This window comes from Oceanobacillus sojae, assembly GCF_007991515.1.
GTDB lineage: Bacteria > Bacillota > Bacilli > Bacillales > Amphibacillaceae > Oceanobacillus > Oceanobacillus sojae.
Genome location: NZ_BJYM01000003.1, coordinates 141,227 through 156,802 on the forward strand (window position 1 = coordinate 141,227; position 15,576 = coordinate 156,802).

A 15,576-nucleotide genomic window follows, 5' to 3' on the forward strand; every position below is an offset into this window, starting at 1 on the left:
ATTTAACAGCATTATCAAAGGACTATCCTGCTTTTGACATAAACACGAATGATCCCAAAGAAATAGAATTTATTATTAAGAATGTTACAGATGATATAAATATCGTTTCGGAACGATTTGGAGCCGATAGGGTAATCGTTGAGAATGTTATATATCGCAGCTATGAAGGGAATATGCTGAAACCGATAATCGATCCAAATATTATTACACAAATAATAGAGGAAACGAAATGTGGGCTGCTGCTGGATACAGCACATGCACAAATGACTTGCAGGTATTTAAATAAAGATGTGTTCGATTATGTAAGTCAGCTGCCATTACAGAATTTAAAGGAGCTGCATATTACCGGAATCCAGCATGATGGTAACCGCTACCGTGACAGCATGCCTATGACCAGAGCTGACTGGGAACTGGCGGAGTGGGCACTGGAAAATGTACATAATGGTATATGGTCTGCACCTTGGGCTGTATCTTTTGAATATGGAGGAGTAGGGCCTGCTTTTGAATGGAGAACTGAATCACATGTCTTAGCTGAACAGGTGCCCCGCTTACAACGTTTAGTAAACAGGAAATAGTACATGCTCAGATATATAATGTTGAGAAGATAATCCCAATATGAAAGAGGGATTATCTTTTGGCATCTGAAATATCTTCTACAAAATGTTCAGCGTACATATTCCAATATTTTTTAAAGACACGGTCTTTTTTATCATCTAAATTAAGCTGATACATTCGGAAAATGACGAGAATATCCTTTGGCTGCCATTGTTCCTCATAGGAATATTGATAGGTCATTCCGAGCTTCTGCATAACTCTCCCGCTGGCGATGTTATAAATATCATGTGTTGCAGTAATATACTTGAGTCCTGTATTTTTTAGCTCTGCAATGACAGCATGGCCTGCTTCTGTCACAAAGCCATTTCCCCAGAATTCTTTTTTTAACGCATATCCAAAATCATGTCCTTCTTCCAGGCTGACAGTTACATAACCAATCGGCAGATTATTTTCTTTTAGACAAATTGCAAGGTAATACCCTGTTTTTTTCTGATACTGAGGGAGAATTCTTTCTGCATAATAAGTTTCTGCCTCCTGCTTATTTTGCAGAGTAAATAGAGGCAAATATTGATTAACAACCCTATCGCCCAGGATTTCGTATAGCGCCTGAATATCTCTGTCTACTGCTGTAAATGGCCGCAGAATCAGCCGTTCCGTTTGGATTTTCAAAATGATATCACCCCTCTAATGACGCTCTTTACTCGCAATAAATGTTATTAAGGAAGGATCATTTTCCTGTCCATAGCCAATTTCATAACTAACGGTGCCGAATCCAATATTTTTTAATAATAACTCTAATTCCTTCAGTCCATACCAGTATAGGATAAAATGAGAGATTTCTGTTTTCTCTATCGCACCTTTACGCAGGAGCTCATATTTATGGATATAGGAAACTTTTTGCTCCAGCCAATCTATCGCTTCACTCGTGCTTGTGAATAATATCCCCGAGTCCTCTGTCAAAGAGTGAGTGCTTATATCCATGTCTCCAGCATGAAAGTCTATTGGCAACAAAGTATCAAAAATAAATTGCCCGCCTTCTTTCAGATGATTATACAGTCTTTGAAGAAAAGCATTGATATGATTTCCTGGAAGCAGACAAAAACTTCCTGTTGGCATAATAATAGTTTGATATGTCTGCTTTAAATCAAGCTGCAGCAAATCCTGGTTAAATAAATTTGTATTTACCTGATGCTCCCGCATATTGACTTTGCATTGCTCCAACATCTCAGCTGAGATATCCACGCCATCAATAGTAATTCCTTCTTTTAAAAATGGAATCAGCATTCTTCCAGTGCCGACACCAGCCTCCAGTACAGGACCCTGACGGTTTTTCAACTTCTCATAATAATACTCTATATCACCGCCCATAGAGTATCCGACAGGCTTCGTAATTTCATATAATTTTGTACTTAATTCTCCATATTCTTTGAACACACCTATCCCTCTATTCTATAAATATTCAAATCTGGAAGTACACCATTCGTGTAAAGGTTGTGAATGATATATTTCCATTCTATAATAAAGTGAGAGAATAATCTAAAATTGGAAAGAGAGAGGCGGAGTTATTTGCATATTACATTATGGAAGCTTCAACGTCCTTAATTGGGGATGATGCCAATGTCAGTGATTAGGGAAGAACACTTACTAATGGAAGATGGCGTTGGCTGTCTTACAGTGGTTGATATAAATGCACAAAATCAATCGTGGTCCGGATCAGGAGATGAAACAGGCTCTTGTGAAGCTGGAACTAGAAGTAATCGTTTTGCAGAACAAGACGGTGAATTTGTCCCTTCTCCTTAAAAGCCTGAAACTGCGAATAGCAGGAAAAAAAACAGAACCCATTCTCCAAAGATAAAAAAATTATCTTGGAGGATGAGGACGTTGAGCAAAATAACAGAAAATACAGCTTTTCAATGTGAGCATTGCGGGGCGAACGTAGCAGCGGTAACAAATGGGAGCTTTCGCAATCATTGCCCTTTCTGCCTATATTCAAAGCATTTGGATAATGAGCCGGGAGACAGACTTAGCACTTGTAGAGGAGTCATGCGGCCAATTCAGATAGACTATTCTGGAAAGAAGGGCTATCAAATTATTCACGAATGTAACAAATGTGGAAAAAGACAACGTAATAAAGCAGCAATAAATACGATTCAGGAAGATGATATTCTCCGTTTCGTGAAAGCATTTAATCAGTATTAGATTATTCTTTGCCTCCCTGCTCTTCAGCGGCAGGGAGGCAATTCATCTTTGAAACAGAAAGCAGGTAACGCATTGCAGAAAAAAATAAAGAAAATACATATTATCGGCGGTGCGGGAAGCGGGAAAACCTATCTGGCAAGAGTACTATCAGATAAACTTGCTATTCCGGCTGCTGATCTGGATAACTTATTCTGGAATAAAAGCTATGGAACAAAAAAAGATCTTGTAATAAGAGACAGGGAGCTGGAGGCTGTCCTTTCAAAAGATGCCTGGATTATGGAGGGTGTCTATTATGGCTGGCTGGATACCAGCTTTGAAAAAGCGGATCAAATTATTGTTTTACATACAAATATGCATTTAAGACAAATGCGGATAATTCTCCGGTTTTTAAAAAGAAAGCTTCGTATTTTGCCAACCAAAAAGGAAAGCCTGAAGGATCTTATGCAGTTATTAAAATGGAATACGAAATATGATACAAATAATTTAGCAAAGGCATTGAGGAAAATAGAAGCGTATGAAGAAAAAGTAGTTCATATTTATAATAAGAGGGAACTGAATCAATTTCTGAAAAAGTATCAGGTGAAAATAAATAATGTGAGCCGAAAATAATTTTATTGGACTACATGAAAAGACTTGCCTCTATATAACAAAGGCAAGTCTTTTAAGTCTAAGATTCGCTTTCAACAGCAATTTGCAATGCATCTATTGGATTGTCAGTGCTCTCATCAATTTCATAGACAGTACTGCCTTGCTGCCAGCGGATAACTGTTCCGGGATGTTCGTCAAAATCGTCAATTTCAATTACTCCACGCTCATCAGGCGCAGGTAGATAATTTGTTTCCAAATAATCTACGACAGCCCGGGCGAGCTCCTCGCCATCCCCATAATTCCCGGCTGCATATTCAGGGTCAGTTGGAGCATTTACCCGAATCAGCCATTTCCCTTCATTCCACGAAATATAGTTGTGGCCGGTAGCTCCTTCTGAGAGAGCTTTGACGCCATGACCAAGATCTATATTTGTCTGCTCAACTTCTTCATAGTTTTCAATTGCGTTAATTGCTTCCTGTTTACTGGAATAATCCGTTTCTTCTATATCACTGCTGGGAGCTTCTTTACTGTCTGTGTTTTCTTCCTCAGCAGCTGTATCTGTGCTATTGGAATCATCGGATTCTGTCTGTTGTTCTTCGTTATTGCTGTTCTCCAGTTCTGTTGCTTCGTCTTCCTGATTCTTTTCTGTTGATTCTACTTCATTATCTTTTGTGCTATCTGTCTCAGAAACTATTTTTTCATCCGATTCCTGCTGTGACATATCTGATTCTGCTTGCGAAGCGCCCTGGCATGCCCCCAGAATAAGTAAGAGTGCCATACCTGGTACTGTGAAATATGATTTTTTCAGTCTCATGGTGCATCACCCCTTCTACTGTATATATTTCCCTTCTTTTCCTGAAATGAATCCTGAAGTTCCAGATTATTTTTTAAGAATTATTCAAATCGTAAAACTTTATTTTGAAAAAGTGCTATACTGGCAATAGCTTTCTTTTTAAGGAGGAATCGAAATGGCAGCATTCTTTGGTAATGCTTACTCTAGACTGGGCGCCCTTTTGGTCTGAGAGGTCTGAAGTAAAGCAGCATAAATAATGAATGATCTCTTTAGGCCGTACATTTTAATAAAAAGCCTAATATAATGGAGTGAATTCAAATGGAAAAACAATTAATTAAGCCGTTTTTAACGGTAGCAAACTATCGTTTTATGGAGCAGCAGACAGATAAAATTATACGGGCGTTGGCCACAACAAAAGATAAAAATGTTATTCTGGCTGTACGCGGAATTGTGAAAAGCGAGTTGATAGATTCCTTTACATGGTCTGATGAGGAAGAAAAAATAGTTCAATCGTTGATAGATATAAATGACCGGGCAGAGGGAGAGGTCTTTTTAGAACAGCTGAAAACCTATATTATTCCATTTAAAGCAGTGGAAACAAGTAAGTTAAAAAGCTTATTTAAAAAGGAAAAAAAGCTGAAGCTTCCTAATCTGGAGGAGATCGACTTTCAGCAAATTTCTTATTTAGCCTGGGACGATCCTGGGAAACTCCGCAGATATTTGGTAATGGAACAAGATAAAGGTTTTAAAGCACTAAAGGGTACTTTTAAACTTCCTGCAACACAAGGTATTTGTGCGCTTTGCAACCAGCATACGGAAGTTGTCCGTCTCACCACTTCTGTAAAAGGAGAGGTTCCCGGAACTTTTACCAAACACTACAATTATGTCTGTGCTGACAGTCAATTATGTAATCAGCATGTAACGGATATAGAGAAGGTAAGTGCATTTTTTGATAGAGTTACCAAATAACTTAATTAAAGAAATTTAATAGGAAGCAGATAAAGAAAGTACGTACTTTCTTTATCTGCTTTTTGAAATGAAAAACTCTAAAGAAAAACCGCTCCAAATTCTGAAACAGATCTGGAACGGCTTCCATATAATTAATCATTTTTTAAAAGGGAATAGATATGCATATCAACAAAATTACCCTTCACCTTCTCATATTGCCGTAATGTTCCTTCAAAGGTAAATCCTAGTTTTTGCAATACTTTAATCGAATTTATATTTGCCGGTTCCACTTTCGCTTCAATCCGGTTAATTGCTAAATTCTCAAAAGCTTCATCAATTAATGCCTGGATGGATTCAGGAGCATATCCATTTCCCCAATGTGCTTTTGCAATATCATAGCCAATCTCAACCCGGGCATTTTCTGTGTCGATAGCATTAAATCCACAGCTGCCGATAATATCCTTCGACTTTAAATCAAACAAGGTGTAGCGGATAGCCTGATTTGTTTCAGCTAATTCATTGAGCAGGTTAATCATTTCTATTGCTTGAGATTCATGTATAAAAGCAGAAATATTCATAAATGCCGCAACAGCCGGGTCTGACCAGACATTAAATAGCGCAGTGGCATCAGATATCCGAATTTTTCGTAAGGCTAATCTTTTTGTAAAAAGTTCTTCTTTCAATACTTCACCCTCCAATATTTTTTAGAAATCTGTCTGGAAAGTATTGTTATCTGCGCATCATTCAGTCCCTTCATCAAGTCTCTGTTCAGGTTATTTTTTCTTTTTTGGTTTTTCATCCAAAATCGATTTTAATTCCTCAATATCCTCCTCGGACAATGAATCTTCTTCCATAAATTGAACAAGCATCGATTTCACTGTGCCGCCATATATACGTTTAATGAAGGATTCTGCTTCTGCACGCTGGCAGTCATCCTGAGAATAGAGCGGATAAAAAGTGTACACGCGCTGGTCTTTATTTACACCAACAACATCTTTGTGCACTAATCGGTCTAAAAGCGTCCGTACTGTTTTTGATTTCCAATCTTTTTGCCCCTGCAGATTGGAAATCACATCATTTGCTGTCTGCGGTGCTTTTTCCCACAGGACATTCATTACTTCCCATTCTGCTTCAGAGATGCTTGGTACTTTTTCTGACATATATATCACCCCGGTTCTATTCATCAAAAATTTGTTTATCCTTTAAAATAGCTAAGGTTATTTCCGTTGCTATGCTTCCAGAAGCTTTGTCCTCATCCTGTATATTGGTTGCAAAGAAATAAGTATTTGTCTCTGTTTCTACAAATCCAATAAACCAGCCATTTATATCCTTGCCATTCACATTACCTGTGCCTGTTTTTCCGTAGAGTACAGAACTATTCTTTTCATCCATTTGCAATGCGTTTTTAACAGCTTCAATATGCTCTTCCTGAAAATCGAAGCTATTGTTATAGAATGAATGTAACAGCTCAACTTGTTCAACTGGCGAAATTTTTAAAGTAGATTCCAGCCAGTATTGTTCCAGCCCTCCAGAAGTATCCTGATTTCCATAATGGATTTGATTTAGGTAGGATTGAACACTGTCCAGACCTATTTCTTGATCGATTTGCTGGAAATACCAGTTAACAGAACGGTTTAAAGCCGTCTCTAGGTTTTGATCTCCATTCCATTGTTCATAAGGTTGTTCGACACCATCCCATTCAATCATGCTTTGTGCCGGTGTTATGACGTTCTCCTCTAATCCAAATAAGGCACTATAGATTTTATAAGTAGAATCAGGAGAAATCCGTGATGTGCTCTGATCCTCATTATAGATATGGTAAGCATCCTTTTGCATATCGTAAAGAACAAAACTGCTCTCATCATTTTTGAAATAGTCACTGAGATCTTCTTCGTATATCTGATCATGATTAAAAGACGTATAGCGATTGTTATCGTTGGCCATTACAGAAGCAAGTGGAATCTGCGTAACTATAAACAGGCCGGTGAGCAGGAAGATGCCGATGCTTTTGACATGCTGTAATTTAGAGTCTGCTTGAAATGATGCAATTTCTATAATTCGTTTCTTTATCTGCTTTTTTGAGCCATTTAATTGATTTGCCAGCTTATTATACTGAGGGCTGGGAGATTTATCGATAAAATGAATAATTGTGTTTCCATATTTTTTATAGTTCTTATCATCTAAAGATGTTAGTACGGCGTGATCACATGCAATTTCACGATCCAGACGCATTTCTTTAAAAGCAAGCCAAATTAAAGGGTTGAACCAATATATGATTTGGAAGAAAACCATTAGATAGTTGGTAGGAATATCCTTATATTTATAATGGTTTAATTCATGCAGAAGGATATGTTTGATATCATCCTTAGATAACCATTCTTCAAAATTGGCCGGTAATATAACAAAGGTTTTACGCAGTCCAAATGTCAGAGGTGACCGTACTTTATCTGAGACACCTAATACTATATTTTTTGAGATATTTAATTGTTGTTTAGATGTTTGGAATAGGTCAAGAATTTCTTTATCTTCCACATGAGAAATCGACTTTTTAATCCTCCTTAAATTCAGCCACGCGTGTATAGAAAGCCCTGTGAAAACAAGAGCTCCAGTAATCCATATTCCAGCGGCAATCCCATTTAACAGTTCTGTATTTGTCTGCGTCACCGTTACGGAAAAATCCTGCATCCAGTTCGAATTTGTTCCTCCGTTTCCAGACGCTGCGCCATTAATAGCAGCAGAATTCCCATCTGCAGAATGACCGCCTGTAAATGTACGGAATAAATTACCGGAGGGAATGAAGCGGCCGGGAATAAATGGAATAATCAAAGCAAAAAGTAATAAGTACCATAGATTATATTGCCATTTGGCGGATAACTGCTTTTGGAATATCTTTTTAATAAGAAAAATAAACCCGATTGTAATGGAAGAAATGATGAGGCCTGTAATAAGCGTTGTGATATACATGCTTTTCGTCTCCATTCTTCATTTGCGGTAATTATATAAGAACGATTTACCGAAATTTATTTTAAATTACATTTGTAATACACTAAATTTTAGCACTATCAAGTACATTTATCAATCTATCAGTTAAGAAATTGTAAAGGATAAAAATAGAAATTGACAAAACAAGACTACGTGTGTAGTATTGTATTACAGTTGTAGTCAAAATAATTTAAGGAGGACTTTAAATGAAACATTTTCAAGATATTTTTAATAAAAAAGGCTTCATCTTATTGTTGTCGATTGCCGCAATTGGATTAGCAGGCTGTTCCAATGATGTGGAGAGCAGCGAAGAAAGTTCTGAAGCTCCAGAACAGACTTCTCAAGGCGAGGAAGTTTTTAAAGAGCTGGAAGATGAATTTGATGCAAGACTTGGTGTATATGCTATTGATACTGGATCTGAACAGACAGTTGCCTATCGTTCAGATGAAAGATTTGCTTATGCTTCTACTTTTAAGCCTTTAGCAGCGGGAGCTATTTTACAAACAAATTCAATAGAGGATTTAGAGAAAGTAATTACTTATTCTGAAGAGGATTTAGTAACCTATTCTCCTGTGACAGAGAAACATGCAGATGATGGAATGAAGCTGGAAGAAATTATAGAGGCTGCTGTCCGTTACAGTGATAACACAGCAGGAAATCTGATGTTAGAAGAACTTGGAGGGCCAAACGGGCTGGAAGAAATATTAAGAGAAAACGGTGATGAAACTACAGAAATGGATCGAATGGAGACAGAATTAAATGAAGCCGCTCCAGGAGATACAAGGGATACCAGCACACCTCAGGCCCTTGCTGAAAGCCTGCAAAAATATGTGTTAAGTGATTTACTTCCTGAAGACAAGCGTGAATTGCTGATTGATTGGATAACAGGGAATGAAACTGGAGATTCGTTGATTCGGGCAGGTGTTCCAGAAGGATGGGAAGTAGGAGATAAGAGCGGGGCAGGAAACTACGGTACAAGAAATGATATAGCTGTTGTATGGCCGCCTGACAATAAAGCTCCAATTGTTATCGCCGTTCTTTCCAGCCAAGATACCGCAGACGCAGATTATAATGATGAATTAATCGAAAAAGCTGCTGAGCGCGTCATTGAACAGCTGCAGAATGAAGAATAACAGGAAGGTGGAAAAATGAAAGGATACCGGACGATTATCCTGATTGTAATGGTGTTTTTGCTAGCAGTTGGATGTTCCAAAAAAGAGGAGCCGTCAGAAGTATTAAACGGTTATATTTCCAACTGGGAGAATAGGGATTTTCATGCTATGTATGAGCAGCTTTCCGAAGAAGTAAAAAATAAAATAACAGAAGAAGCGTTTATTGAACGCTATGAAGCTATATATGATGGAATAGGAGCTGAAAATTTACAGATAACATCGAAGGTAGATACAGAAGAGGAGTTGAAGTCTGAGGGAGATCTCATTACTATTCCGTATAGTGTAGAGATGGATACCACTGCTGGTTCTATTGAATATAGTCATCGGGTGACGTTAGAGCAGGATGATGAAGGAGCCTGGCTGGTCAAATGGAATTCCTCGCAGATATTTCCCCAGTTAAGTAAAGGGGACAAAGTAAAGGTAAAAACAATAGAAGCAGAAAGAGGAGAACTGACGGACAAGAATGGGACCGGGCTTGCAATCAACGAAGAGGCGAATGTTATTGGTGTCATACCAGGTATGCTTGAAGAAGATGCAGATCAGACTAAAGAAAAGCTGGCTGAGTTATTGGGTGTTTCTGTTGAAGAAATAGACAAAGCGCTGGATGCGTCCTGGGTTACTCCAGAAGTATTTGTGCCGATAAAAACACTGCCGATGGAAGAAGATGATATAGAAGCTTATGAGGAGCTCCCGGGGGTAAGCTCCCGGGTGGAAAAGGTCCGTACCTATCCATTGGGAGCCTCGGCTGCCCATTTAACCGGCTATGTGCGGGAAATATCTGCAGAACAGCTGGAAGAGCTGGACGGGTATACTGCTGGAGATGTAATTGGAAACGCAGGTCTGGAGAAGATATTTGAAGAGAAATTACGGGGAGAAAATGGAACCCATATTTATATAAGTAATGCAGACGGTGATTTGAAAGAAACGCTGGCCAAAAAAGAACCTGTCGATGGAGAAGATATACAATTAACTATTGATGCTGCACTGCAGCAGGAAATATATGAACAGTTTGAAGGTGATGCAGGAACTTCAGTTGCTTTAGACCCGAACACCGGAGCTGTTTTATCGTTAGTCAGCTCGCCTGCCTATAATCCCAATGCTTTTGTCCGGGGATTATCAGGAGAACAATGGGAAAAATGGAGTGAAGATCCAGATGAGCCATTCTTAAATCGTTTTACAAGCCGTTATGCTCCGGGTTCCGTGTTTAAAACGATAACAGCTTCAATAGGATTAGAAACAGGTGTAACTAATCCTGAAAAAGTAAGACAGATTAATGGACTTCATTGGACAAAGGATGATTCATGGGGAGATTATTATGTCACCCGTGTACATGATAAAGCGAATGTCAATCTGCGTGATGCCTTTGTTCATTCGGATAATATTTATTTTGCGCAGGAAGCTCTGGAGATGGGGAAGGATACCTTTTTAGAAGAAGCGGCCGGTTTTGGATTTGGGGAAGAGATTCCATTTCCATTTGTGATTCCAGCCTCTAATTTGACGAACAATGGAGAAATTGACAGTGAGGCACAGCTTGCTGATACAGCTTATGGACAAGGTCAGGTAATGATGAGCCCGCTGCATCTTGCTTTAACCTATACACCTTATCTCAACGAAGGAAATATGCTGTACCCATCTCTGGTGGAAAAGGATGAACCTGAAGTATGGAAGGAAAATCTTATCGGTAAGGAAACAGCAAATCTGGTCAAAGAGAATTTGATTCAGGTTGTTGAGAGCCCAGAGGGTACGGCACATACTACCTATATTCCTGGCACGGTCATCGGCGGGAAATCTGGAACAGCAGAAATTAAACAGAGCAAAGAAGATGATAATGGAAATGAAAATGGCTGGTTTGTCGGTTTCGAGGAAACGGATCCAGAAATATTATTGGTGATGATGATAGAAGATGTGAAGGATCGCGGGGGCAGCGGTTATGTGATTTCTAAGGCGAAAAATATTTTTGAGTATATACAGCAGGGAAGCAATTAGCGAGCTGCTGTATATAAAATAGGGTGAAGTACACATGCTTCCCCCTATTTCAAATTTATTCATCACAGCGGGCCGCCAAGCAGTATTGTTATGGGGAGATTTCAATTAGTGAATTATAATAGGAAATTATTTGGGAATAAATATTTCAGAATCATTAACTTGTGTAGTGTGGTAATGATTCTTAATGGTTTAAAGAACCTTAAAAGAAATTTGCACTAAAAAGACTTGCCGGTCAAACAAGTCTTTTTATAAAGTAATATTTTGCAGTAATTTCAAACCAGATGAAGCATTTAAATATATTTTATTCTCCACCCTCAAAAATATCCTCAACCTTGTCTTCATCTGCTCCATCCTCGTTATTATCTTCCTCTGTATCTTCAGGTTCATTTCCATCTTCATTACCGTTTTCTTCTTGAGTCGGTTCTTGATTATCCGGTTCTTCATTTTCATCACTCTGACATGCTCCGAGAATAAGTATCAATGAGACCCCAAAGGCTGCAAGAAAAGATTTTTTCAACCTCATGATGTATCACTCCTTCTAATGTATGCTCATACCCGATTTTAACAAAGAAAATCAGAAAAATTCATTTTGTTAATAAATTGTAAAGTGATTCAGGCACAAGGCGCAGTTTTCCATTTTGAAAATCAGATAAAGGCTTCCACGTGGCTTTATGTGTTTGTCCATTATCTTCTTTTATTAGCAGCTTGGACTGATTATATAAGGACTTGTCAACAAACTCACCATCATAAATCTGAACAATTTCATGGGCTGTATCTCCATTAAAGGTAAATATATTTTCAATCGTACTGAGAAACTGAAGATTAGAAATATCTGCATCTAATTCTTCTTTTACTTCTCTTATCAAGGTATCTGAACTTTTTTCTCCAAATTCAATTCCCCCGCCAATTGGTATGTAATAGAATTCTTCTTTTACATAATCATAACCTTCAGAAACTAGTATTGTATTGTCTTTTTGAAACAGACAAATAGCAATTGGACGTATGATCTCTTTTTTCATAAAGACACCGCCTTCATTTTTTTATAGATGATTTTCATATTGATACAAGCATTTTTTCTCAATGAATATAGATAATGAAACGTGCTTGTTGTATGGTATAATCGATATATCAATAGTATTCGGATAACTCAAGGGTGGTTGGCACACTCCCATAAGACAGGGGGTGGTGCTATGACAGTATTTGAAAGTCTAATGTTAGCTGTTGCTTTTGCCAGTTTAATATTAGCACTGTCAGATAACCAAAAAAAATAACCCACCCTTGAGTTGACAGCTCGGTTCGGTGGATTATTTTCGTAATCGGTGCTAACCCCCTTGCAGGGATCCTAGCTATTGTATACCGCTAGTGCTCTCGACACTGGCGGTTTTTATAATTTATGTGCTTCTACTGTAAATATACACTAATATTTATTATTTGTAAAATAACCTAAATGCAGTGACTGATTCATTTCTCTAAAATTTCTTATATAATAAACAATTAAGAATGATTACTTTAATGAAATAAAAACGCAGTTACTCAATCAAAAAAAGTAAAAGTTAAGGCCGTCTATCCCAAGGCTCTAGAGTGCCAATAACTTTGACGCTCTTTTCATTAGCAACAGCATCAATTACCCCCTCGCTGATTTCTTGATTTGTTAACCACCTGGAATGTTCTTTTTCTAAAATAAATCCAAGCTGAACTTGTCTGTACTGGCAACCTGGATATTTCTTTAAAGCGGCTTCTTTGATTTGAGTTAGATTAGAGCTGCTTCCCAGTATATGATAGAGTTTCCAATCTGAACTTTCTTTTGAAACTTCCCAATCAATAATATCTAAAGCATTATTCGAATTGGAATGAATCCACGCAATAACCAAATCAATTGGACCATTCTGATGAATACAGGATCTGATTTTATCCTTTAGCATGGCACTATCTGTATAGTCAACTAATAATGGTGTGATTGGGGCAGAATAATTAGCTTTAGTAATTAAACTTTCCATTTTACTCTGATCGCGTGCAATAATAGAGACTTTGTTTGATCTGTCAGCAAGCCATAGGGATGCTTCGGATAACATTCCAGTTCCGCCAATAACTAAGGCATGAGAGGGGAGACTTTGAATTTTATCATTGATTATTTGCAGCCAAGGATGCTCCCTGTTAAATTGTTGACTTAACGCATGATGTAGCCACTTCATTTCATCTCTTTTCAGAATAGGAAGCATCCGCTCTAAATCATTATTGTCTTTCTGTCTGATAACAGAGCTCCCGCCTTTATATAATAATTGTATCTCAGGTTTTATATAGGGTATATCATCCTCTGTTATTGCTCCAATCTCACTTAAAGGCCGCTTAATCTGATTATTTCTTTTATATATCCATTCATTATTCTCTGTATCAATCAGCATAATTTCAAATAACCAAATTATCTCATGCTTCATTTTCACCCAAATACTGCCTGATTGTATATTTAAATTCTCTGAATCTGTAAGCTTTGATAAACTGCCTTTGTTAGCAAGAAATAATTCATAGCTTTCACCCAGATACTTTTTCAAAAAAGGTAAATGTGTTTTTCTAATAAGAATATCCATGTCTTCATGCTTTCTTGTCTGCTTCCCGTAATGCAGGTCCAGCGCCCAGCCGCCAGCAATCCACCATGGTATAGAGATATCTTTCATCAGATAACGTATTTCTTGAAGAGATAAAGGCTCCCAGTGATAATTCTGCAAAAAATCCCTCCTCTCTAGTTAATTAGTCTGTATATTAATCAAGTGTCTATTATTCATTGTAAAAGCGTTTTTGAAAACAAGCAATATAGTGTATATATCGTTTTCGGAATAATAAATTGATTTTTTCTGAAATATATATGATACATTTAAAGAAGAAAGAGAGTGCAGGAATAGAATTTGAAGAAATATTAAAAATGAAACAGCAATATTAATATTCATTACTGTATATTGGATAGTTCACTGGCTGTTGGTAAATGTCAAGGAGAATTAGTCTTACACAGTTAAATAGTATAATATGTCTTCAACAAAATATGATTCAGATAAAAGGAGATTTTCAATGAGTATTTTAATAGAAAGAGCAAATGACCTCGAATTTCTGTCTGCTTTTCTTGCTGATATAAATAATCAAAAATCCAATCATATTGGTTTTTGTGGAACAGATCAAGCAGATATTTTGAGAGCGCTTAAAGAGGATTTCATTGATGAAAAGGGAGAGGCTTCCTTTTTTATAGCAAAAACCAACACTGGTGAGATTATAGCTGCATGCGGAATCGATATTGAAAATGGAGAAGCAGAGGTCTGGGGGCCTTTTAATAAAACAGAAAGTATGGAGATATCCGCTAAGCTATGGGGATGTTTAAAAGAAAATTATCCTGAGGTTCGGCAATTTTCTTTCTTGATTAACGAAAAAAATACAAAACAGCAATTATTTATGAAGCAGATAAATGCTGAAGAAAAAGGTCATCATTTAAGTTTAATCATCCATCGGAGCTGTTTTGATATGCTTGGGGAAATAAAGAGCAGTTCAATAAAAGAAGAAGATTTTTCTGCATTTCAAGCACTGCATGATATCACTTTTCCAGGTACATATTATGATGCTGAGACAATTTGGAGCAGACTCAACAAGGATAATATACTGAAGGTTCTAAAGGATGATAATGGCGGGCTTATTGGTTATGCTTATTTTGAAGTAGACAAAGAGCTTTCAGAAGCTTCGCTGGAATATTTTGCTGTATCGAACAATTACCAAAATAAAGGTTTTGGGAGGCTTTTATTAAAAGAAGCGTTAACTGCAATGTTTTCCTATTCCGAAATAAATGAAATATATCTTACGGTAGATGCTGGAAACCATTATGCGAATCATGTTTATGAGAAAGCTGGATTTGAAAAGGAGAATACATTGATTCACTATAAAAGTAAGGATTAGTGAAGCTGCGGTTAATAAAACGGATAGTATTACTTCTTGTAAAAGAGTAAATTATTTTGATACAACAAATGTAATATACAGGGCATAAAAAGGTGATTGAATTTTATCGCAGTGTAACTGGCTGGGACTGGGACTGCGATTACTCGCCCCATCGAAAAGCTTTTGTAAGACTCCCTCATCAATAAATGAAGGAAACACGTTATTTCTAAGTGGGAGAGCAGGCAGCCAGTAACGGCCCGATTAGTTCGGGCCTACAGGATGTAGGTCACAAAGGTGTTGCGACACGATGTCGCGAACTTAGCCTTTGTTCCTTGGACATTGGGTCCCTCTGTCCAAGGAATGTTCACTTCATGACAACCGCTTGACATATGTAAGCGTTTACCTTATGATGATTTTGTATTTGTTCATTTATTTTAGGTTTTT

The 15,576-nt window shown here is 37.5% G+C and carries 17 protein-coding genes; 8 read left to right on the forward strand and 9 right to left on the reverse strand.

Features of this window, described 5'->3' with window-relative positions:
- The first annotated feature begins 74 nt into the window (after positions 1–74).
- Complete coding sequence (locus OSO01_RS04380) at positions 75–575, forward strand: multinuclear nonheme iron-dependent oxidase (RefSeq protein WP_281289822.1); 501 nt, start codon at positions 75–77, stop codon at positions 573–575.
- A gap of 52 nt (positions 576–627) precedes the next feature.
- Here the strand turns inward: OSO01_RS04380 and OSO01_RS04385 are convergent, their stop codons facing one another.
- Positions 628–1,224, reverse strand: a complete 597-nt coding sequence (locus OSO01_RS04385) for a GNAT family N-acetyltransferase (protein ID WP_222595715.1) — start codon at positions 1,222–1,224, stop codon at positions 628–630.
- A 15-nt stretch (positions 1,225–1,239) separates the two neighbouring features.
- Positions 1,240–1,989: a class I SAM-dependent DNA methyltransferase gene (locus OSO01_RS04390; protein ID WP_147209080.1), complete on the reverse strand. Its 750-nt coding sequence runs from the start codon at positions 1,987–1,989 to the stop codon at positions 1,240–1,242.
- A gap of 183 nt (positions 1,990–2,172) precedes the next feature.
- Between OSO01_RS04390 and OSO01_RS23530 the strand changes: the two genes are divergently transcribed.
- The 3 genes from OSO01_RS23530 to OSO01_RS04400 all read left to right on the forward strand — a co-directional run bounded on the left by OSO01_RS23530 (position 2,173) and on the right by OSO01_RS04400 (position 3,363).
- A complete protein-coding gene (locus OSO01_RS23530) occupies positions 2,173–2,355 on the forward strand; it encodes a hypothetical protein (protein WP_198048612.1) in 183 nt (60 codons plus the stop codon).
- Between the two features lie 81 nt (positions 2,356–2,436).
- Complete coding sequence (locus tag OSO01_RS04395) at positions 2,437–2,754, forward strand: RNHCP domain-containing protein (protein ID WP_246145048.1); 318 nt, start codon at positions 2,437–2,439, stop codon at positions 2,752–2,754.
- Positions 2,755–2,802: 48 nt separating this feature from the next.
- A complete protein-coding gene (locus OSO01_RS04400; RefSeq protein ID WP_198048611.1) occupies positions 2,803–3,363 on the forward strand; it encodes a P-loop NTPase family protein in 561 nt (186 codons plus the stop codon).
- 58 nt (positions 3,364–3,421) lie between these two features.
- On the opposite strand, the gene OSO01_RS04405 is transcribed toward OSO01_RS04400, so the two are convergent.
- Positions 3,422–4,156 carry a hypothetical protein gene (locus OSO01_RS04405; protein WP_147209084.1) on the reverse strand — a complete coding sequence of 245 codons (735 nt, stop codon included), beginning with the start codon at positions 4,154–4,156 and terminating at the stop codon, positions 3,422–3,424.
- A 297-nt stretch (positions 4,157–4,453) separates the two neighbouring features.
- Between OSO01_RS04405 and OSO01_RS04410 the strand changes: the two genes are divergently transcribed.
- Positions 4,454–5,104, forward strand: a complete 651-nt coding sequence (locus OSO01_RS04410) for a FusB/FusC family EF-G-binding protein (protein ID WP_147209086.1) — start codon at positions 4,454–4,456, stop codon at positions 5,102–5,104.
- A gap of 131 nt (positions 5,105–5,235) precedes the next feature.
- On the opposite strand, the gene OSO01_RS04415 is transcribed toward OSO01_RS04410, so the two are convergent.
- From OSO01_RS04415 to OSO01_RS04425, 3 genes are all read right to left on the reverse strand, one after another.
- On the reverse strand, positions 5,236–5,766 hold the full coding sequence (locus OSO01_RS04415) for a GNAT family N-acetyltransferase (RefSeq protein WP_147209088.1): 531 nt from the start codon (positions 5,764–5,766) through the stop codon (positions 5,236–5,238).
- A 90-nt stretch (positions 5,767–5,856) separates the two neighbouring features.
- Positions 5,857–6,243 (reverse strand): penicillinase repressor BlaI, encoded by a 387-nt coding sequence (gene blaI, locus OSO01_RS04420; RefSeq protein ID WP_147209090.1) that lies wholly within the window; start codon positions 6,241–6,243, stop codon positions 5,857–5,859.
- A 16-nt stretch (positions 6,244–6,259) separates the two neighbouring features.
- Positions 6,260–8,047, reverse strand: coding sequence for a BlaR1 family beta-lactam sensor/signal transducer (locus OSO01_RS04425; RefSeq protein ID WP_147209091.1), 1,788 nt, complete (start codon positions 8,045–8,047; stop codon positions 6,260–6,262).
- A 224-nt stretch (positions 8,048–8,271) separates the two neighbouring features.
- Between OSO01_RS04425 and bla the strand changes: the two genes are divergently transcribed.
- Together bla and OSO01_RS04435 are read left to right on the forward strand one after the other, a co-directional pair.
- Positions 8,272–9,198 carry a class A beta-lactamase gene (gene bla / locus OSO01_RS04430; protein WP_147209093.1) on the forward strand — a complete coding sequence of 309 codons (927 nt, stop codon included), beginning with the start codon at positions 8,272–8,274 and terminating at the stop codon, positions 9,196–9,198.
- 15 nt (positions 9,199–9,213) lie between these two features.
- Entirely contained in the window at positions 9,214–11,223 is a 2,010-nt protein-coding gene (locus OSO01_RS04435) for a penicillin-binding transpeptidase domain-containing protein (RefSeq protein ID WP_147209094.1), read from the forward strand.
- 301 nt (positions 11,224–11,524) lie between these two features.
- Here the strand turns inward: OSO01_RS04435 and OSO01_RS04440 are convergent, their stop codons facing one another.
- The 3 genes from OSO01_RS04440 to OSO01_RS04450 all read right to left on the reverse strand — a co-directional run bounded on the left by OSO01_RS04440 (position 11,525) and on the right by OSO01_RS04450 (position 13,946).
- Positions 11,525–11,746: a hypothetical protein gene (locus tag OSO01_RS04440; RefSeq protein ID WP_147209096.1), complete on the reverse strand. Its 222-nt coding sequence runs from the start codon at positions 11,744–11,746 to the stop codon at positions 11,525–11,527.
- Positions 11,747–11,807: 61 nt separating this feature from the next.
- Positions 11,808–12,242: an NUDIX hydrolase gene (locus tag OSO01_RS04445; RefSeq protein ID WP_147209097.1), complete on the reverse strand. Its 435-nt coding sequence runs from the start codon at positions 12,240–12,242 to the stop codon at positions 11,808–11,810.
- Positions 12,243–12,776: 534 nt separating this feature from the next.
- Positions 12,777–13,946: a short-chain dehydrogenase gene (locus OSO01_RS04450; protein WP_147209099.1), complete on the reverse strand. Its 1,170-nt coding sequence runs from the start codon at positions 13,944–13,946 to the stop codon at positions 12,777–12,779.
- 337 nt (positions 13,947–14,283) lie between these two features.
- On the opposite strand from OSO01_RS04450, the gene OSO01_RS04455 reads away from it, so the two are divergent.
- The gene (locus OSO01_RS04455) at positions 14,284–15,153 is read left to right on the forward strand and encodes a GNAT family N-acetyltransferase (RefSeq protein ID WP_186813554.1); all 870 of its coding nucleotides are present in this window, start codon (positions 14,284–14,286) and stop codon (positions 15,151–15,153) included.
- Positions 15,154–15,576 lie beyond the last annotated feature (423 nt).